At 61.1% G+C, this 18,231-nt stretch carries 19 protein-coding genes and 1 pseudogene; 3 read left to right on the top strand and 17 right to left on the bottom strand.

Annotated features, from left to right (window positions below; all coding sequences use genetic code 11):
- Positions 1 to 431, bottom strand: a 431-nt coding sequence (locus tag ABHR75_RS02940; RefSeq protein ID WP_346963571.1) for an ATP-dependent metallopeptidase FtsH/Yme1/Tma family protein, incomplete at its 3' end; no start/stop codon positions are given.
- A 128-nt stretch (positions 432 to 559) separates the two neighbouring features.
- Here ABHR75_RS02940 and ABHR75_RS09935 point away from each other — a divergent pair.
- Both ABHR75_RS09935 and ABHR75_RS02935 read left to right on the top strand, forming a co-directional pair.
- Complete coding sequence (locus ABHR75_RS09935; protein ID WP_148331513.1) at positions 560 to 628, top strand: cob(I)yrinic acid a,c-diamide adenosyltransferase; 69 nt, start codon at positions 560 to 562, stop codon at positions 626 to 628.
- A pseudogene (locus ABHR75_RS02935) lies at positions 619 to 744 on the top strand (cob(I)yrinic acid a,c-diamide adenosyltransferase); the annotation flags it as partial. The gene ABHR75_RS09935 and the pseudogene ABHR75_RS02935, both read left to right, overlap by 10 nt.
- Before the next feature lie 162 nt (positions 745 to 906).
- Here ABHR75_RS02935 and ABHR75_RS02930 read toward each other — a convergent pair.
- The 4 genes from ABHR75_RS02930 to thyA form a co-directional block, all read right to left on the bottom strand.
- Positions 907 to 2,256: an MATE family efflux transporter gene (locus tag ABHR75_RS02930; protein WP_195544370.1), complete on the bottom strand. Its 1,350-nt coding sequence runs from the start codon at positions 2,254 to 2,256 to the stop codon at positions 907 to 909.
- 125 nt (positions 2,257 to 2,381) lie between these two features.
- A complete protein-coding gene (locus ABHR75_RS02925; RefSeq protein ID WP_138112397.1) occupies positions 2,382 to 3,296 on the bottom strand; it encodes a TrmH family RNA methyltransferase in 915 nt (304 codons plus the stop codon).
- A 109-nt stretch (positions 3,297 to 3,405) separates the two neighbouring features.
- Positions 3,406 to 3,924: a dihydrofolate reductase gene (locus ABHR75_RS02920; RefSeq protein ID WP_346963570.1), complete on the bottom strand. Its 519-nt coding sequence runs from the start codon at positions 3,922 to 3,924 to the stop codon at positions 3,406 to 3,408.
- Positions 3,925 to 3,933: 9 nt separating this feature from the next.
- Positions 3,934 to 4,782, bottom strand: a complete 849-nt coding sequence (gene thyA / locus ABHR75_RS02915; protein ID WP_346963569.1) for a thymidylate synthase — start codon at positions 4,780 to 4,782, stop codon at positions 3,934 to 3,936.
- A gap of 166 nt (positions 4,783 to 4,948) precedes the next feature.
- Here thyA and ABHR75_RS02910 point away from each other — a divergent pair, with 166 nt between their 5' ends.
- Positions 4,949 to 5,713 (top strand): DUF134 domain-containing protein, encoded by a 765-nt coding sequence (locus ABHR75_RS02910; protein WP_346963568.1) that lies wholly within the window; start codon positions 4,949 to 4,951, stop codon positions 5,711 to 5,713.
- Positions 5,714 to 5,829: 116 nt separating this feature from the next.
- On the opposite strand, the gene ffh is transcribed toward ABHR75_RS02910, so the two are convergent.
- From ffh to ABHR75_RS02850, 12 genes are all read right to left on the bottom strand, one after another.
- The gene (gene ffh, locus ABHR75_RS02905) at positions 5,830 to 7,305 is read right to left on the bottom strand and encodes a signal recognition particle protein (RefSeq protein WP_346963567.1); all 1,476 of its coding nucleotides are present in this window, start codon (positions 7,303 to 7,305) and stop codon (positions 5,830 to 5,832) included.
- A gap of 10 nt (positions 7,306 to 7,315) precedes the next feature.
- Positions 7,316 to 8,233 carry a signal recognition particle-docking protein FtsY gene (ftsY, locus tag ABHR75_RS02900; protein ID WP_195544374.1) on the bottom strand — a complete coding sequence of 306 codons (918 nt, stop codon included), beginning with the start codon at positions 8,231 to 8,233 and terminating at the stop codon, positions 7,316 to 7,318.
- A complete protein-coding gene (smc, locus tag ABHR75_RS02895; RefSeq protein WP_346963566.1) occupies positions 8,233 to 11,769 on the bottom strand; it encodes a chromosome segregation protein SMC in 3,537 nt (1,178 codons plus the stop codon). Before smc ends, ftsY begins: the two co-directional genes overlap by 1 nt.
- Before the next feature lie 10 nt (positions 11,770 to 11,779).
- The gene (rnc, locus tag ABHR75_RS02890) at positions 11,780 to 12,505 is read right to left on the bottom strand and encodes a ribonuclease III (RefSeq protein ID WP_195503185.1); all 726 of its coding nucleotides are present in this window, start codon (positions 12,503 to 12,505) and stop codon (positions 11,780 to 11,782) included.
- 3 nt (positions 12,506 to 12,508) lie between these two features.
- Positions 12,509 to 12,751, bottom strand: coding sequence for an acyl carrier protein (locus tag ABHR75_RS02885; protein WP_055286398.1), 243 nt, complete (start codon positions 12,749 to 12,751; stop codon positions 12,509 to 12,511).
- 124 nt (positions 12,752 to 12,875) lie between these two features.
- The gene (plsX, locus tag ABHR75_RS02880; RefSeq protein ID WP_346963565.1) at positions 12,876 to 13,895 is read right to left on the bottom strand and encodes a phosphate acyltransferase PlsX; all 1,020 of its coding nucleotides are present in this window, start codon (positions 13,893 to 13,895) and stop codon (positions 12,876 to 12,878) included.
- Between the two features lie 87 nt (positions 13,896 to 13,982).
- A complete protein-coding gene (gene rpmF, locus ABHR75_RS02875) occupies positions 13,983 to 14,162 on the bottom strand; it encodes a 50S ribosomal protein L32 (protein ID WP_022094017.1) in 180 nt (59 codons plus the stop codon).
- A 64-nt stretch (positions 14,163 to 14,226) separates the two neighbouring features.
- On the bottom strand, positions 14,227 to 14,781 hold the full coding sequence (locus tag ABHR75_RS02870; protein ID WP_055309521.1) for a YceD family protein: 555 nt from the start codon (positions 14,779 to 14,781) through the stop codon (positions 14,227 to 14,229).
- Positions 14,781 to 15,278 carry an ATP synthase subunit B family protein gene (locus ABHR75_RS02865; RefSeq protein WP_040358176.1) on the bottom strand — a complete coding sequence of 166 codons (498 nt, stop codon included), beginning with the start codon at positions 15,276 to 15,278 and terminating at the stop codon, positions 14,781 to 14,783. Before ABHR75_RS02865 ends, ABHR75_RS02870 begins: the two co-directional genes overlap by 1 nt.
- 68 nt (positions 15,279 to 15,346) lie before the next feature.
- Complete coding sequence (gene coaD, locus ABHR75_RS02860; protein WP_055286393.1) at positions 15,347 to 15,844, bottom strand: pantetheine-phosphate adenylyltransferase; 498 nt, start codon at positions 15,842 to 15,844, stop codon at positions 15,347 to 15,349.
- Positions 15,837 to 16,493 carry a 16S rRNA (guanine(966)-N(2))-methyltransferase RsmD gene (rsmD, locus tag ABHR75_RS02855; protein ID WP_346963564.1) on the bottom strand — a complete coding sequence of 219 codons (657 nt, stop codon included), beginning with the start codon at positions 16,491 to 16,493 and terminating at the stop codon, positions 15,837 to 15,839. Before rsmD ends, coaD begins: the two co-directional genes overlap by 8 nt.
- Positions 16,490 to 18,231 (bottom strand): ATP-dependent DNA helicase RecG (locus tag ABHR75_RS02850; RefSeq protein ID WP_346963563.1); only part of this gene is annotated, 1,742 nt, incomplete at its 5' end. The genes ABHR75_RS02850 and rsmD, both read right to left, overlap by 4 nt.

Raw genomic sequence — 18,231 nt, 5'->3', positions numbered from 1 at the left:
CCCATGGCCTTCTTCATGCGGCGGTTGAGCCACCAGCCGATCAGGAAGAAAATCGCCATGGGAAGGATGAGCGTAAGCAGGTAGTAGGTCATCAAACCCGAGTTTTTATCGGGAACGACCGACTCCAGCGAAGCGCCAGACTCAAGCACGCGATCGGTAAAGCCCGCATCGTTCGGCACACCGGTCGTCTTATAGGCGATGTTCTCGTCCTCGCCCTTCTTGGTGTAATAAATCGAGTAATCGTCCGTGTTGTACTCGACCTTGTCGACACTCTTCTTATCGAGCGCTTTGACAAACGTCGAGTAATCGGTCTTCGTAATCTGCTGCGTGTGACCGATGTTAGGGAACAGAACGGTCGAGAGCACGAGGTAGACGACGAAGGCGATGAGCACGTAGAGAATCATATTCCGTCTACGTTTGTTGTCATCCATCTCCATCTGCTTGAACTCCATCTACTGGGGTTGATAATGCTAACTAGAATACCCAACCCGGCCGGCGATAAACCGACGCCGGGCACGAAAGGACATAGATGGCATCACTGTAAGTCGGCAAGGTTCAAATCTATACAGGCGACGGCAAGGGCAAGACGACGGCTGCTTTGGGGCGCGAGAGGATGTCGAGGAACTGATTGCGATAAAGCCCGCCACCACGGAGCTCGTGCTCCCCGGCCGCGGCTTGCTACCCCTCGCCGACCTTGCCGACCTAGTAACCGAAATGCGCCCCGTCAAACACTACTTCGATTAAGGTCTCCTAGCCCGCCAAGGCATCGAATACTAATTGATTCGTTTTCCGCCAACACCTAAAGCTCATAAGGAAGTTGCGGTGGAATAGTACTTGTTTGACGGTCCGCAAGGACTTTTCAGGAACTATTTCACCGCAACTTATCAGGGGTATCCGACGGATGAGCTAGGCGGTGGCGCGGCCTAGCCAGTTGCCGCTGTGGTGGTAGATGGTGAACATGGTTGCGGTGATGAGCCAGGTTACGGGGTAGACCAGCAGTAGATGCTCAAGCGACGGATCGAAGGGCATGATTGCAAACACCCAGATCACCCTCAAGACAACGGTGCCAAAGATGGTGAGCATCATAGGCTGCAAGCTCACGCCGGCGCCGCGAATGGAGCCCGACGCGTTTTCGATAATCGAGAAGATCGCGTAAAACGGCGCGATGAAATGAAGAATCGTCGTGGTGTACGCCGAAATCGAAGCATCGTCGACAAACAGACGCGACAACGGACCCGAGAACACCAGCAGCACGGCAGACAGGCCACCAATGAGCATAAACGACAGCACGAGCGACGTATGGTAGCCCTTGCGCATGCGCTCGTAGTTGCGCGCGCCAAAGTTCTGCGCCGAGAACGTAGTGATCGATACGCCGAGCGCCTCGGTCACCATCCAGATAATGCCATCCAGGCGCCCAGATAGACCCCAAGCAGTCGTGACATCGGCGCCAAACGAATTAACCGACACCTGGATCAGCACGTTCGAGATCGAATAGGCAGCCGATTGAAAACCGAGTGGCAGACCACACGAGATCATACTCTTGCAAATACCGCGATCGATACCGAGCTTAGACAGCGAAAGACGCCATGCACCCGGAGCGCGCATCATGCGCAACACGATCATCGTTGCATTGGAGCAAATGGTCAGCGCCACTGCGATGCCGCAGCCCAGCGCCTCCATATGCAACACAGCGACAAAGATGATATCCAGCACCACGTTAACAAGGCAGCCAGAGGCAATGATCACGGCGGGCCCGCGCGTGTCGCCCACGGCACGCAGCAGTGCGGTTCCCATATTCAGCAGCAGCGCCGCAACCATCGCGGCAAAATAACAGCGAGCATAGGCCACACCCTCGGCCAATAGTTCATGCGGCGTGTTCATAAGCACCAGCATGGGCTCAACGAACACTATGCCAAGAATCGAGAAAGCGATACCGCCCACCAGCGCGAGCGTCATGGCTGTATGGACCGAACGACTCAGTCGCTCATCATCGTGCTGGCCAAAATACTGACCGGTAATGACCGCGCAGCCGGCACCGACGCCAACGCAAAAGCCAATGCAGAGCTCGGTGAGCACCATCGTGGCTTGAATGCCACCCAGCGCGAGCTTGCCGCCAAACTGGCCAACGATATACGTACCGATAAGCGTGTAGGCCTGCTGAAAAAACGAACTAAAAAAGATGGGAACGCACAGCGACAGCAGCTGTTGCCAAATGACACCCTGCGTTACATCGATAGCCGTAGATTTCTTAGCCACACGCCCTCCCCAAAAGCGTACGTCAACCGACAAAACAGTAATTAAAGACCTAAGCTAATAGCAGCTTAGCACCGACCGACGTCGACCGAAACACCCCGAGTCAGAGCCCGGTGCAAACTATCTGCCTAGTGATACAGCCCCGGCTGGTAGTGATACTCGTTGCTCACGTGCGGGCACAGCTGCCAAAAGGCGACGGCGCTCGCCGCGGCCACGTTGAGCGAATCGACCCCGTGCGCCATCGGAATGCGCACCGCGTGGTCACAGCCGGCAATGGTCTTGGCGCCCAAGCCGGCACCCTCGGTGCCCATAAAAATCGCCAAGCGATCAATCTTCCGCAGTACAGGATCATCAAGCGAAACAGAGTCGTCCGTCAACGCCATAGCGGCACACGAAAAACCGGCATCGTGCAACGCGCTCAGACCATCATGCGGCCACACACGAGCCTCGCTGCCAATGCGCGTCCACGGCACCTGAAACACGGTGCCCATGCTCACGCGGGCCGAGCGACGATACAGTGGATCGCAGCACGTCGGGCTGACCAAAATACCGTCAACGTTCAATGCGGCAGCCGAGCGGAAAATCGCGCCAACATTGGTGTGATCGACAATACCCTCAAGCACGCACACGCGCACCGGACGACCCCCCGCCGCCTCGACAACGCCGCCCAAGAACTCATCAACCGGAATCTGACGCGGGCGACGGAACGCCGCCAGCGCGCCGCGCGTCACGTTAAAGCCCGTCAACTGCTCCATGAGCTCCATGGAGGCCACGAACACGGGAACCGGACCCGCTCCCTCGCGCACGACAAGCTGGTCAAACAGCGGCATCATCTGGTCGAGCCAGCGCTCGCCCAGAAGAAAGCTCACCGGCTCATATCCGGCGCGAACCGCACGCTCGATGACCTTGGCACTCTCAGCGATAAAAATGCCCTTCTGCGGCTCCAGCACGCAGCGAAGCTCACGCTCGGTCAGTCGCACGTAGGCATCGAGCCGCTCGTCCTCGAGCGAATCAATTCGCAGAACCTCAACGGCATCAGTCATAGCAGCCAGCCCGCACCCTTCTTTACAGCACATCTATACCAAACGAGGCGACGCTAAGCGCCGCCCCATGCATTCAATCAACCCGATGATACCGTTCACGCCAGACGATTTACGCCTCGATGCGACGATACGTCACGAACTCATAATCGACGCCCTCGTCACCCTCACCGGCGGCAATCGTCGCGACCCCGCTACGCTGCGCAATCTCCCACGCAGGATCGGCTTCCAAATCGGGAAAGTACGTATCCACGACATGGACGCAGTGGTTATGAGTGACCTCGGCCTCCACGCAGTACGGCAAAAACTGCCGATAGACATCGCCGCCACCGATCACCCAGGCAACGGGCTCATCGGCAACCGCGGCGAGCGCCTCGTCGATACTATGCACCACGTCGACGCCCTCGGGGGCAAAGCTCTCGTCGCGGGTGAGCACGATATTGCGGCGGTTCTTGAGCGGACGCCCGCCGGGAAAACTCAGCAGGGTCTTGCGTCCCATGATAACCGGGCAGCCCTTGGTGCAGGCCACAAAATGGCGCATATCGGCGCGATTGGACACCACCATGTCGCCCTCGCACCCAATGCCCCAATCGTCACACACGGCGACGATAGCAGATAGCTTACACGTCATGAGCACCACCTACACCGCAATGGGAATGTTCTTGACCTGCGGGCCGTGCTCATAGCCCTCGACGATCAGGTCATCGGTCGTAAACGCATAGAAGTCATGCACATCGGGGTTGAGCGTTACCTTGGGTGCCGCAAACTGCGGACGCTCGATAAGCTCGCGGACGATATCGACATGACGATCATAGATATGGGCGTCGGCGATCACGTGCAACAGCTCACCGGGAATCATATCGACCGACTGCGCGACCATCATCAGCAAAATGGCGTACTGGCACACGTTCCAGTTGTTCGCGGCCAAAATGTCCTGGCTGCGCTGGTTGAGAATCATGTTGAGCGTCGGCTTGTCGTCCTGAGGACGCTGCGTCACGTTATAGGTCACGCTATAGGCGCACGGATAAAGGTGCATCTCGGACAGATCGCTAAACACGTACGTATTGGTCATAATGCGGCGACTATACGGCGTGTGCTTAAGGTCGTACAGCACACGGTCCATCTGGTCGAAGTCGCCCTCGGCGTAATGGCTCTTCTGACCAATCTGATAGCCGTAGGCTTTACCGATGGAACCGGTCTCATCGGCCCACTCATCCCAGATATGGCTGTTGAGGTCATGCACGTTATTGGACTTCTTTTGATAGATCCACAGAATCTCGTCCATGGCAGACTTAAGCGCCGTACGGCGCAGGGTGAGCGCGGGGAACTCCCCGCGCAGATCATAGCGCGCCGTGACACCAAAGTTTTTAATGGTATAGGCAGGGGTGCCGTCCTCCCACACCGGGCGGACCTTTTGGCCCTCGGTGGTGGTGCCATGGTCCAAGATATCGCGGCACATGGTTACAAACTGTTGATCAGCTTTGCTCATTGACCCTCCTGTCAGTCGCCTACAAGCGAGATTCATTGTAGCCCAGGCGCACGCGGCCCCACAGCCCAAACATAAGCCCTCATTTTCTGACATATGCCAGAAATTCCTTGCGCAAATCCGCACGTTCGCTATTCTATTGTTGACATATGTCAGATTTGGAGTGTGCATGGCAGGAAGACGCGAAAAACTGCGCCGCGTCGGGATCATCCCCGAATACCGCGGCTTTACCCCCGATGGCCTGGCCAGCGGTGATGCCATCGACATGACCGTCGACGAGCTTGAGGTGCTGCGCCTGTGCGACCTGGAGGGTCTCAACCAAGAGGCGGTCGCCCAGCAGATGGGCATCGCCCGCGCAACGGTGGCGGCCATTTGCAGCCGCGCGCATCGCAAGGTGGCCGATGCGCTGGTCAACGGACGGGCGCTCGTTATCGAGGGCGGCAATATCGCATACTCCCCCATCACCACGACAACGGCCGCATGGCCAGCAAAGGAGGTCGACACCATGAGGGTGGCAACGACGTACGACAACGGCAACATCTTTATGCACTTTGGCCGCAGCGAGCAGTTCAAAATCTACGACATCCAGGATGGCAAGGTGCTCAACGAGCAGGTCGTAGGCACCGGCGGCACCGGCCACGGCGCCTTGGCGGGCCTGCTTGCCAACGGTGGCGTTGACACGCTCATTTGCGGCGGTATCGGCGGCGGCGCTATCAACGCGCTTGCCCAAGCCGGCATCACGGTCTATGCGGGCGCCCAGGGCAGCTGCGATGCCTGCGTCGAGGCCCTCGTTGCCGGCACGCTCGCACAGAACGGCGAGGCCACCTGCGACTGCCATGGACATGATCACGAGCACATCCACGAGCATGGCGAGTCCTGCGGCTGCCACGGTCACCACGACCATGACGGGCACGAAGGCTGCGGCTGCCACTAGCGGCAAGCACCTCGTCGAGAACGCGCTTCCACGCGTGCGACAACCAGCGAACAAACGGCGAAGGCCGCCTGGAATACCATCCAGGCGGCCTTCGCCATACACGACTCAACTAGTCGTTACTTCTTGTTGCGCATCTGCGCTTCCATCTGGCGCAGCAGGTCCATATCGGACTTGGGGCCGCCCGTTCCCAGGCCGCCCATGCCGCCCAGCCCCATGGCATCCAGACCGGGAATATTGGGCATGCGCATCTTTTTGCCCTTCTTACCCTTCTTGCCCTTCTTGCCGCCGGCCTGCGCCTGATTGGCCATCGTGCGCATGCGGCCCATCATCTTGTTCATCTCGCCCCACTGCTTCATAAGGCTATTGACCTCGGTGGGGGTCACGCCGGCGCCCTTGGCAATGCGGGCACGGCGCTGACCGTTGATGATGGAGGGGCGAAGGCGCTCCTCCTTGGTCATCGACATGATGATGGCCTCGTTCTTGTCGAAGATGCCCTCGTCCAGGTTGCCGCCCATCTGATTGAGCGCACGCTGGCCGCCGGGGAGCATGCCCAGGATGCCCTTCATGCCGCCCATCTTCTTGACGGCCTTCATCTGGTCGAGCATGTCATTCATGGTGAAGCCCTCGCGCAGCATGCGCTCGGCAGCCTCGAGCTGCTCGGCGTCGGCCGCCTCCTGGGCCTTCTCGATGATACCGACAACATCGCCCATGCCCAAGATTCGCTTGGCCATACGATCGGGATAGAACGGCTCCAGCGAATCGGGCTTCTCGCCCATGCTCACAAACTTGATGGGCTTGCCGGTCACCTGGCGCACAGAAAGCGCTCCGCCGCCACGGGCGTCGCCGTCGAGTTTGGAGATGATCACGCCGTCAAAGTCGGTGCGCTCGGCGAAGGTCGAGACGACGTTGACGATATCCTGGCCGGTCATGGCATCGACGACCATCAGCACCTGATCGGGCTTGACGGCCTTCTTGATGTCCACGGCCTCCTGCATCATCTGCTCGTCGATCTGCAAACGACCGGCGGTATCGACGATGACCACGTCATGCAGGTGGTCGACGGCCTCCTGAATGGCGCCCTTGGCGATATCGACCGGGTGCGCACCGTCGCCGCGGAAGACCGGTACGCCGATCTCGCCACCGAGCGTGGCCAGCTGGTCGGCAGCAGCGGGACGGTAGACGTCGCACGCGGCGAGCAACGGCGAGCGGCCCTGCTTCTTGAGCAGGTAGGCCAGCTTTACGGCAGCCGTGGTCTTACCGGAGCCCTGCAGACCCACAAGCATGATGACATTGGGAATGCGGTTGCTAAAGACGAGCTTGCTCTCGGTTGAGCCAAGCATCTCGGTGAGCTCGTCGAGCACGATCTTGACGACGTTTTGCGCCGGCGACAGCGACTCCATGACCTCGGCGGTCATGCAGCGCTCCTTGGTCTTGGCGACGAACTCCTTGACGACCTTAAAGTTGACGTCGGCCTCGAGCAGCGCCATGCGAATATCGCGCATGGCCGAAGTAATATCGGCCTCGGTCAGCTTGCCCTTGCCGCGCAGGCGGTCAAATGTGTCGTTGAGGCGATCGCTCAGGGAATCAAACACTAGTCACTCCTTAATTGGACTCGCCCACCAGGGCGCGGCAGAAATCTTTGGCATTGAACTCCTGCAGATCATCGACCTGCTCGCCCACGCCCACGCGCAGGATCGGGAGCTTGAGTTTCTCGGCCACGGCCATGGCGATACCGCCCTTAGCCGTGCCGTCGAGCTTAGTCATGATAATACCGTCCAGGCCCAGCGCCTCGTTAAACTCGAGCGCCTGGTTCAGACCGTTTTGGCCCGTCGCGGCGTCGATCACAAGCACGACCGAAACCGGCATGGGACCGGCGGCCATATTGGCGGCGCGCTTACGGGTCACATTGACCACCTTGGCAAGCTCGCGCATGAGCTCAGGGCTCGTGTGCAGACGGCCGGCGGTATCGATAAGCACCAGGTCGCTGCCGCGCTTGTCGGCCTCGTCGAGCACGTCGTAGCAAACACTTGCCGGGTCGGAGCCGCGGTCGCGCTTGATGACGGGGACGCCAGCGCGCTGGCCCCACACATCGAGCTGCTCGATAGCGGCAGCACGGAAGGTATCGGCCGAACCGATCACGACGTTCTTGCCGCGGGCGGCCATGGCGCTCGCGATCTTACCGACCGTCGTGGTCTTGCCGGCACCGTTAATGCCCACAAACAGCACGCAGCTCGGCGTATCGGAAAACGGATCGCGCTCGATGGGCACAAAGTGCTGCTCGAGCTGCTCGGCCAGGGCACGGCGAAGCTGCGGAGCGGTCTTGAGGTTCTTCTTGGCCGCGGCATCGCGCAGGTCATCGGAGACCTTGATAGCGACCTCGGCGCCCATGTCACCCATGACGAGGGTGTCCTCCAGGTCCTCCCAAAAATCCTCGTCGACCTCGCCGCCAAAGTAGAAGACCTCGTTGAGGGCCTCGCGGCTGCGCTCAAGTCCGCGCGAGAGAGCATCGAAGAATCCCATTATGCATTCACGACCTTTCCGGTTTCGCGATCGAGTTTTTGCGAGACGACGCGACTGACGCCGTCGGCTTGCATCGAGACGCCGTAGAGGACGTCAGCGTCCTCCATAGTACGGCGCTGATGCGAGATAACCAAGAGCTGCGTATCGGAACGCAACACGTCGAGTGCGCCGATGAGCTTGGACAGGTTGGCGTCATCGAGTGCCGCCTCGACCTCGTCCAGCACATAGAACGGCACCGTGCGCGTGCGGTACACAGCAAAGAGCAGGGCGAGCGCCGTCAGGCTCTTCTCGCCGCCCGACATGAGCATCATCTTGGTGATGCGCTTGCCGCGCGGCTGCGCCACGACCTCGATACCCGTCTCGGCAGGATGCTCGGGATCGGTCATCTCCAGATGGGCCTGGCCGCCCGGGAAGAGCATAGCGAAGATCTCGCGGAAGTTCGCGTCGACCTTCTCAAACGTCACCAGGAACGCCTTGCGCATCTTGCGATCAATGGCCACCGTGATCTTGGTGAGCGCCTTGCGCGCGCTCTCCAGATCGGCCAGCTGCTCCTCGATGTAGTCGGCGCGGCGCTTGAGCTGCTCGTACTCCTCCATGGCAACTTGGTTAACGGGACCAAGGTTGTTGATCTGGCGCACAAGCTGGTTGAGTTCGCGCTCGGCGGCATCGCGGTCCGTGGGCGCCGGAAGCATGAGCGCTTCCTCGAGCACCGTCGTGCCATCGGCGGTAATGGCCTTGATGGCAGCCTCGACCTGCACCTCGAGCTTGCCACGCGCGACCTTGAACTCGTTTTGCGTGGCAGAGGCGGTATCGACTCGCTCCTTAGCGCGGGCAACCTCTGCCTTGGCATCCTCGATGGTCTTCTTGAGCGAAGCGGAGTCCGCCTCCTCCAGAGAGGCCTGGTCACGCAGGCGCGCTGCCCAATCCGACGCGCGTTCCAACAGGGCAGAATAGCGTTCGTGCATGGGATCGACGCGCAGGCGCAGCAGCTCGAGCGAGCGCGAGGCCTGGCGTGTTCCGCGGATACGACGGTCGATGCCCTCAAGACGATGCTCCAGGTCGGGCACGCGGCCCTTCAGCGAACGCAGGCGTTCGCTCGTCTGGGCTAGGCGAACCTTGGCGTCGGCGAGCTTGCCGGCAGCCTCGGAATCGTCACGGCGAACGCGGTCGAGTTCGTCGTTGGCCTCGGAAATCTGCAAGCCCAGATCGCTTGCCTGCGCGCGGGCCTCGTCACGCGAACGGGTGAGCTCGTCAACGCGCGGGCGCGCGGCACGAACGGCCTCGGCAGCCTGCTCGCGGCGCTTGGAGATGCGCACGCGCTCGACCTCGGCATTGTTAGCGCTTTGCTCCAAGCGGCCGATCTCGGAAAGCAGCGAGCGGCGCTCGCCCTCAAGACGGGCGATCTCACCGGCGGCATCGCCCTCAGCGGCACGCGCTTCCTCAACGGCCGCATTGGCCTCGACGACCTGATCCGACACATGCTCAAACACAGCGGCCAAATCGGGCTCAAGCCCCTCCAGCTCGCGAATGCGACGCTTACGCTCCAGAGCACCCGACGCCTCGCCGGCATCGAGGCCCACACGCACCAGGCCGCCGCAGGCGACGCGGGCGCCATCGGGGGTCACGTAAGTCACGCCTTCAACGACCGGCGCCGACAGCGCGGCAGCAAGATCGTCAACGACGTAATAGCCGCCGAGCAGCGCCTCGACGACGGGACCGTAGCCTGCGCGCACGGACAGACGATCAACCAGACGGGTACCGGAGGCGCCCTCAGCGGCGGTAGAGCCGCTCACGTCGCGCGCCACCAGCAGTGCCTCGCCCGAGGCCTTCTTCTGGTCCAGAGCGGCACGACTGGCACGCTCAAGCGCAGACGTATCGTCGAACAGCAGCGCATCGATATCGCCGGCGAGCAATTGCTCAACCAGGCCCTCAAGCTCGCGCGGGGCCTCGAGCACGTCGCCCAGACGACCCGAGACATCGTCGCCCAGCGCACCCACCAGACGGCTCACGAGCGGCGAGCTGTCGGCCATACGGGAATCGAGCTTCTTTTGGCTGGCAAGCTCCGAGCGCACCTCGGACAACTTGTTGCGCGCCTCGCTCTCGCGGGCACGCAGGTCCTTCAGGGCCGCGCGTGCCGTCTCGGTGGCCTCACGCGCATCGACCTGAGCCTGGCGCGCTTCCTCAAGAGCGCCCTCAAGCTCCTCGGCGCTGTCGCGACGGCTCTCGAGCGAGGCCGTGACCTCCTCGAGCTGCTCGTCAATCTGCTCCAGGCGCGAGGCATACATGTTGTCCTCGACCTCGGCATTGCTCAAGGAATCCTTCACCTTGGCGAGCTCGAGCGCGGCATTATCGGCCACGCGTTGCACATCGCGTTGCCCACGCGTAAGCTGCGAAATCTGATTGTCGAGCGCCACGCGCCGCTCGTGGAGCTCAGCGGCGGCAGGACCAGCGGCGTCAACGTCCTCCTGGGCCTGCCTGTGCGCACCGGTCACTTCCTCAAGCTGCGCACGCGCGTCCTCGAGCTCCTCGACAACGCGACGACGCTGATGCTCGGAGCTCGAAATCTGCCCGCGCATGTCAGACAGGCGCGACACCATGTTGTGGCCCTTTTCCTCGAGCAGGCGCATGTCGGAGTTAATGCGGCCGACCACATCTTGCATATGACGGCGCTGCTCGCCTAGGTCGCCCACAAACAGGCCCTTTTCCTCGAGCATAACCTGGAGCTTCTCGAGCTCGCGCTCCTTTTCGCCCAAGCGGTACTGCGCAAGCTCAAGCTCGGCCGCGCCCTCTTTGGAGCGGCTCTCCAGGTCGTTCCACTGCGACTGCAGCGAACGCAGCTCGTCAACGGCCAGCATCTGCGTAAGCTCATTCGCGCGCGAGGACAGCTCTTTGTACTTGCGCGCACGATCGACCTGACGCTCCAGCGGTCGCAGCTGACGGGCGATTTCCTTATTGATGTCGCGGGCACGCGTCAGGTGCTCGTCCATCGACTTAATCTTTTTGAGCGCACGCTCTTTGCGGCGCTTGTGCTTGGAGATGCCGGCGGCCTCCTCGATGAGGGCGCGGCGCTCCTCGGGGCGGCTCTGCAAAATGGCGTCGAGCTTGCCCTGGCTAATAATGGAATGCGTATCCTTACCCAGGCCCGAATCGTGCAGGATGTCCTGAATGTCCATCAGGCGGCACGGACTCGAGTTGATGAGGTACTCGCTTTCGCCCGAGCGATACATGCGACGAGTGATAGCGACCTCGTCAAAATCGACGGGCAACATATGGTCCGAGTTATCGAGCACCAGTGTGACCTCGGCGACACCCACCGGCTTGCGCGCTGACGAGCCCGAGAAGATGACATCCTCCATGGCCTGGCCGCGCAACTGCTTGGCGCTCTGCTCGCCCAGGACCCACAGGATGGAGTCGGAGATGTTCGATTTTCCCGAGCCGTTGGGACCGACGATGACGGTCAGGCCCGGCTCAAACGTCATATGGGCGCGGTCGGCAAACGACTTGAACCCTTTGAGCGTGAGGGACTTGAGATACACGGTTCCTCGCTTACACGTGCTTCTTATTCAGAATCACGCCGTTGGTGGTGTAACCCATGCGGTCGAGCGCTTCGAGCGCGGCGGCTCCCTCGGCTTCCTTCTTTGAGGAGCCGGAGCCGCGACCCTGACGAATACCATCGATCAACACCACGGCGGTAAAGGTGGGCGCATGCGCCGGGCCCTCGGAGCCAACGAGCTTATACGCTGGGGGCTCGTGACCGTCGGCCTGCACGCACTCCTGCAAAAACGACTTGGGGTTCGCAGGATGCTCGGCACGCTCGGAAGCCAAATGCGGCTTAAGCGTACGGTGAATGAACTCCGCCGCCGCATCCCAGCCGGCATCCAGGTACAGCGCACCCACGAGCGACTCATAGACGTTCTCGAGGGCCGAATGCAGGCCGCGCGCACCAGTACCGGTCTCAGAGGCACCAAAGATGATGATGTCGTCGATGCCCAGCTCGTGAGAAACCTCGGACAGCGTAGCGCCCGAGACAAGCGACACCTTCAGGCGCGTGAGCTTGCCCTCGTCAAACTCCGGATAGGACTCAAACAGGGAGCGTGCGACCACAGCGCCCAAAATGGAATCGCCCAAGAACTCAAGGCGCTCATAGCTGGCAGAAACCGGCTGTCCCTCGACTGCCGAGGGATGCGTAAGGGCCGCGCGCAGCAGCACCTTATTGTTGAACTCGTGGCCCAGGATTTCCTGGGCGCGCGTAAGTCGGTCGGATAAAGCCAAGACTTAGGCCTCCTTGGCAGCTTCGATAGCGTCGACGGCGTCGGCGACAGAGTTGAGCGAGAGCAGGGTCTCGTCATCGATCTCGAGGTTGAACTCGTCCTCGATAGCCGTAACCAGCTGCAGGCGCTCGAGCGAGTTGGCATCGAGGTCGTCAAAGGTGGTCTCCTCGCTAATTTCGGCAACATCGACGCCCAGAACGTCAGCAGCGACCTCGGCGATCTTGTCGAAGATTTCGGAGCGGTCCATAGCGCTTCCTCTCATAGTGCATGAATACCAAAAGAATGGTACCGCCCGGGCGGTACCAAGACACGGTTCTGATTCTACCCCACGGCGTGCACCGCGAAGCACATAACAGCGCTCTAACTCGCTCTTATAAAACGATACCATCCATAGAGTTGGCGACATTCTCGACCAGCCCGGCGCGCACGGCTTCGGCCGCCGCGAGCGTACCGTTTTTGACAGCCTCGACTGAGGTGGCACCATGGCCGATCAGGACCACGCCGCGCAGGCCCAGAAGAATCGCGCCGCCCTTGGCGTCGCCAGAGAGCTTGGCCTTAATCTCGCGCATCTGCTTTTTAATGAGCAGCGCGGCGATCTTGGTGCCGAGCGAGGCCATAAAGGCGCCCTTGAGCTCCTGCAGCAAAAACTTGGCAGCGCCCTCAGTGGCCTTGAGCGCAATATTGCCCGACATGCCATCGGCAACGATGACATCGAAGTTACCTGAGGTGAGGTCGGTGCCCTCGCAGTTACCAACAAAGCCGGGAACGGCGGCCTTCATAGCAGGGAAACAGGCCTTGGTAAAGTTGGAGCCCTTCTCGTCCTCGGTGCCGTTGGCGAGCAGGCCCACGCGAGGATGCTCGATGCCCAGGACGACGCGGGCATAGGCGCTGCCCATCTGGGCAAAACGCACCATGTCATCGACCTCGACATCGGGGTTGGCGCCCATATCGCACAGCACCGTCAGACCGCCGGCGCGATTGGGCAGCGCATTGGTCAGACAGGGGCGCACCGGCTGCTTTTTGCCTTCGGCCTGATACCTAAACGGCGTCACGTAGGCGGTGGCAGCGGCGGTCATGGCACCGGTCGAACCGGCAGAGAAGAACGCGTCCGCATTTCCCTTCTTGATGGCGCGGCACGACAGCACGATCGAAGACTTGCGTTTGGTCATCACGGCGCGAATGGGATCGTCATCCATGGCGATAACGTCGGGTGCCTCCAGGGCCTCGACGCGCGCATGGGAGGCGGCAAAGGGATTGACGATTTCGGCGGGGCCAGCTGCCAAGACCTCGATATCGGGATCGGCGGCAAGCGCAGCCTCGATACCATCGAGAACAACCTGAGGTTTCTCGTCTCCGCCCACAACGTCTACACAAACGCGAACGTTACTCATATACATGCTCCTTATACAAAAATGGCCGACTCATTGAGCCGGCCATTGTGGTTCCATTTGGAACGGCATCGCATCCAGAGTATACCGTTACTCGGTAACGATAACCTCGCGGTCCTTGTAGAAACCGCAGCTGGGGCACACGTGGTGCGGAAGCTTGACAGCGCCGCAACGGGGGCACGTGGACTGAGCCGCAGCCGAGATCTTCATGTTGGCGGAACGACGGGTGTGAGTGCGGATACGACCCTGCTTTTGTTTAGGTACGGGCATAGTGACCTTCCTTATGAACTATCCAGTGTGGCGATTACGCGCAAGTAGCGATACTACCACAGTTTTACTCATCGAGCTTGAGATTCTTCAATGCTGCAAATGGATTTTCCGTGGCAGCGGCCCATTCTGCCTCTGCCTGGGCGGCGCAATCGCATTGCTCGACGTTGAGATTGCAACCGCAGGTGGGGCACAGACCACGGCAATCGGGCTTGCAGAGCACCACAAACGGCGTGTCCATAACGACCGCGTCATTGATGGGCTCACCCAGATCGACGATGCGGTCCTCACCCAGAAGCTCGTAGCCGTCCTCGTAGGCCTCGGGATCCTCGGGCTCCTCAAAGAGGTAGAACTCCTCGATCTCTCCGGCGATATCAAACGAGGCAGGCTCCAGGCAACGGTCGCACTCGCCAGTGGCGTGCGCGCGGACCATGCCCGTGAGCAAGACACCGGTACCGGCATTGGTAAAGACAACGTCGTAGTCGATGCCGTCCTGTAGCTGGTACTCCTTCTCGCCCACCGTGTAGGTGGCGACATCGACCTTACCGGTCAGCGGATACGAATCTCCAGGAAACTCGAGCTGCTCGGAAAGATCGACGGTAACGCTCGGGAACTCAGCCATTACCACTGACCATTCTGCTGGGCGGCACCCTCGTTGAGCTGCTGACGGCAACGGGTAACGGTGCCGGTCAGGCTCTTGAGGTTCTCCTCCAGGTGCGTAAAGACCTGCTCTGCGTAGTCCTCGGCAGCATAACGCGTCTCGCGCTCGTACTGCTGGGCACGATCGCGGATGTCGTCGGCCTGCTGCTGCGCAAGGCGGACGATCTCCTGCTCACCGGCAATGGTGAGGGCCTGCTGCTGAGCATCGGCGATGATGGAATCGGCCTGAGCGGCGGCGGAAGCCATAAGCTCCTCGCGCTCCTTAAGGATACGGCGCGACTTCTGCCACTCCTCGGGATAGCTCATGCGGATCTCGTCGAGGATGTTGAAGAACACGTCGGCGTCGATGACCTTGAACTGAGCGTTCTTGCCGAAAGGCGGCTTGGCTTCCTCGATCAGCCCTTCGAGCTCATCGACCAAGCTGACGATCCTATCGCCAGGAAAATTCTCGCCCGGCATCCGGTCTCCTTTCATAGGTAACATATCATCGTGCTAGTTTACCACATGCCACCAGGCAATAAGAAACGTCACGAAAAGCGATGTTTGAGCGCTTCGACCACGTTGGACGGGACAAACGTCGATACGTCACTGCCGAGCGAGGCGATCTGGCGAACGACCGAGCTCGAGATATAGCCGTACTGCGGCGCACTCATGACAAAGATGGACTCCAGCTCGCTATCCAGGCGATAGTTAAGGTCGGCCTGCTGCAGCTCATACTCAAAGTCGGTCATGGCGCGCAAACCCTTGACCACGGCCCCCGCCCCCTGCTCACGAGCGAAGTCGACCAAGAGGCCGGTAAAGGGCAGGACCTCGACGCCGTCGATATCACCGAGCGCCTCGCGGGCCAGCGCCACGCGCTCATCGAGCATAAACGTGGTGCCCACACCGTTTTTACCCTGTGACTCGGCAACAGCGACGATCACGCTGGGAAAGATGCGGCGGGCGCGGCGGATCACATCGATATGGCCAAACGTGATGGGATCGAAGGTGCCCGGGACGATCACGCGGTTGATGGTGTCATTCATGGGCGTCCTCCTGAAACGTCGTGGCATCGTTGTTGTCAGCATCGGTGCCGGCGCTATCGCCCTCACCGTCGTCATCGCCGACCCAACGAAGCAGGTCGACCGAGGTAATGCCGTAGCGCTTCTCACGTACAGTCTCAAAGCCTGCCGGATGCGCGCCCGCATCGGCGGCGGCATGCTCAAACAGGGCATAAGCGCCAGACGCAAGCAGACCCTGCTGGGCCAGGTCCTGCAGCAGCTCCTCGACCGGCTCGGCACCAAAAGCATAGGGCGGGTCGAGCAGGACCAGATCAAAGGGGCCGCCCGGTACACGACCGCGTGAGGCACTCGTCAGCATGTCGCCCGTGACCACGCGCCAACGCGCACGGTCACGGCAGAGCGACTCGATATTCTTGGTAATGAGCCGCGCGGCGTTGCGATCGATCTCAAACGTCGTGAGCGAGCGGGCCCCACGAGAGAGCATCTCTAACCCTAAGGCACCGGAGCCGCCAAAGGCGTCCAGCACACGAACCTCGTCCAAATCGAAATCGAATGCCGACATGATCATAGATGCGCACGCCTCGCGCACGCGATCAGTCGTGGGGCGGGTGACATCGCGACCACGGGGCTCCTCGATTTTACGACCGCGCCATTCGCCGCCGATGATTCTCATCCTCCGCTGACCTCCTTAAAGATATGTCGATAACGCATGGCGACCGCGTCGCGCAAGGGACGCGTCGCCACAGAGTCAAGGTTGCAAGCATACCGCAAGAGCTCGACCGCGTCCAAATGGGCCCACTCGATCAGCTCCTCGTCGGCATCCAGGTCGACAAAGCGCAGGGTCACACCACCATGCTGGCGATAACCCAGGATCTCGCCTTCATGGCGCAGGCGCAGGTCCATCTGGGCGAGCGTAAAGCCGTCCGAGGTCTTTTCGAGCGACTGGAGACGGTCTTGTGCCGCCGATGCGCCGCCGTTGCCCTTGGAGTGCGTCATGACCAGGCACGTGCCCGACACGCTGCCACGGCCCACGCGACCGCGCAGCTGGTGCAGGGCAGCCAAACCAAAGCGCTCGCCGTTTTCGATGACCATGACGGTGGCGTTGGGCACGTCGACGCCCACCTCGACCACCGTAGTCGAGACGAGCACGTCAATCTCGCCACGCTTGAAGGCATCGATAACCTGGTCCTTCTCCCCCGCTGGCATACGGCCGTGAAGGCGCTCGATGGCAAGACCCGGCAACGCCAGACGCAAGCGATCGAGCTCGGTCGCCGTATCGTGCAGCGGCACGGGGACCGTCACGCGGCCCTCGTCGTCGCGGGCGATACCGGGCACGTCTTCCAGCTCATCGGCCGAGTCACTCGGCTCTACGAGCGGGCAAATCACGTAGGCCTGCTGCCCCTTCTCGTGCGCCTCGCGAATGGCGCCATAGGCGAGGTCACGACTCGACTCGGTGAGCACGCGTGTCGTCACGCCAGCGCCAGGGACGGGCCGATGGCGGATGATACTCGTGTCCAGATCGCCGTAGACCGAAAGCGCCAGCGTACGCGGGATGGGCGTTGCCGTCATAACGAGCAGATCGGCACCGGGGCCCTTCGCGCGCAGGGCGTTGCGCTGGCCTACGCCAAAGCGGTGTTGCTCGTCGATGACAACAAGCGACAGATGCTTGAACGTAACGTCATCCGAAAGGACCGCATGGGTGCCAAAGAGGACATCGAGCTCGCCGGACTGCAGCTGCTCATGGATCCGCTCGCGCTCGGCCGCCGGAGTGGCACCCGTCAGCAGCGCCCACGTTATACCGGCCTGAGAGAGCAAGGGGCCGGTCTTATCAGCATATTGGCGCGCCAGCACGCCCGTGGGCGCCATAGCGCAGGCCTGCGTGCCGCTATCGGCAGCCACAGCCAGCGCACAGGCGGCAACGGCGGTCTTACCGGTACCGACATCGCCCAGCAGCAGACGGTTCATCACGCGCCCGCCATCGCACATGTCATGCAGGATGTCTTGGAATGCGGCCTCCTGCTCGTCGCTCAGCGAAAACGGAAGGGCCTGTTTAAGCGCGCCCAGATGCTCGCCCGCGGTGTGGGCATAGGGCACCACATCGACCAGGCCACCGTCGTTGCGCAGACGCAGCGCCAGCTGCAGGTAGAGGCACTCCTCGTAGGCAAGACGCCGGCGTGCGATGTCGCGCTCAGCCATGCTCGAGGGAAAGTGGATCGAACGCAACGCGCGGGCATTGCTCATGAGCTTCCGCTTTGCGCGCAGCGGCGCGAGAATCGGATCGAACGGATTGCCGACGACCTCGAGCGCGCCGCTTACGATGCGGCGCATCCACGCCTGGCTCACGCCATCACTCACGTAATGGACCGGCAGGATGGTGCCTGCGGCGCGCCCGTCCTCGAGCTTTTCAAAGT

This window comes from Collinsella aerofaciens, from assembly GCF_039752955.1.
GTDB lineage: Bacteria > Actinomycetota > Coriobacteriia > Coriobacteriales > Coriobacteriaceae > Collinsella > Collinsella aerofaciens_BI.
The sequence above is the reverse complement of the archived record's forward strand: the minus strand, read 5'-3'. Positions and strand labels throughout refer to the sequence as shown.

Bases quoted from the DNA above. Each gene is read 5' to 3' on its own strand.
- ABHR75_RS02925 (WP_138112397.1), bottom strand. From the start codon at position 3,296: ATGACTGATGCCGTTGAGGTTCTGCGAATTGATTCGCTCGAGGACGAG.
- ABHR75_RS02920 (WP_346963570.1), bottom strand. From the start codon at position 3,924: ATGACGTGTAAGCTATCTGCTATCGTCGCCGTGTGTGACGATTGGGGC.
- thyA (WP_346963569.1), bottom strand. From the start codon at position 4,782: ATGAGCAAAGCTGATCAACAGTTTGTAACCATGTGCCGCGATATCTTG.
- ABHR75_RS02910 (WP_346963568.1), top strand. From the start codon at position 4,949: ATGGCAGGAAGACGCGAAAAACTGCGCCGCGTCGGGATCATCCCCGAA.
- ftsY (WP_195544374.1), bottom strand. From the start codon at position 8,233: ATGGGATTCTTCGATGCTCTCTCGCGCGGACTTGAGCGCAGCCGCGAG.
- ABHR75_RS02885 (WP_055286398.1), bottom strand. From the start codon at position 12,751: ATGGACCGCTCCGAAATCTTCGACAAGATCGCCGAGGTCGCTGCTGAC.
- plsX (WP_346963565.1), bottom strand. From the start codon at position 13,895: ATGAGTAACGTTCGCGTTTGTGTAGACGTTGTGGGCGGAGACGAGAAA.
- rpmF (WP_022094017.1), bottom strand. From the start codon at position 14,162: ATGCCCGTACCTAAACAAAAGCAGGGTCGTATCCGCACTCACACCCGT.
- ABHR75_RS02870 (WP_055309521.1), bottom strand. From the start codon at position 14,781: ATGGCTGAGTTCCCGAGCGTTACCGTCGATCTTTCCGAGCAGCTCGAG.
- ABHR75_RS02865 (WP_040358176.1), bottom strand. From the start codon at position 15,278: ATGCCGGGCGAGAATTTTCCTGGCGATAGGATCGTCAGCTTGGTCGAT.
- coaD (WP_055286393.1), bottom strand. From the start codon at position 15,844: ATGAATGACACCATCAACCGCGTGATCGTCCCGGGCACCTTCGATCCC.
- rsmD (WP_346963564.1), bottom strand. From the start codon at position 16,493: ATGAGAATCATCGGCGGCGAATGGCGCGGTCGTAAAATCGAGGAGCCC.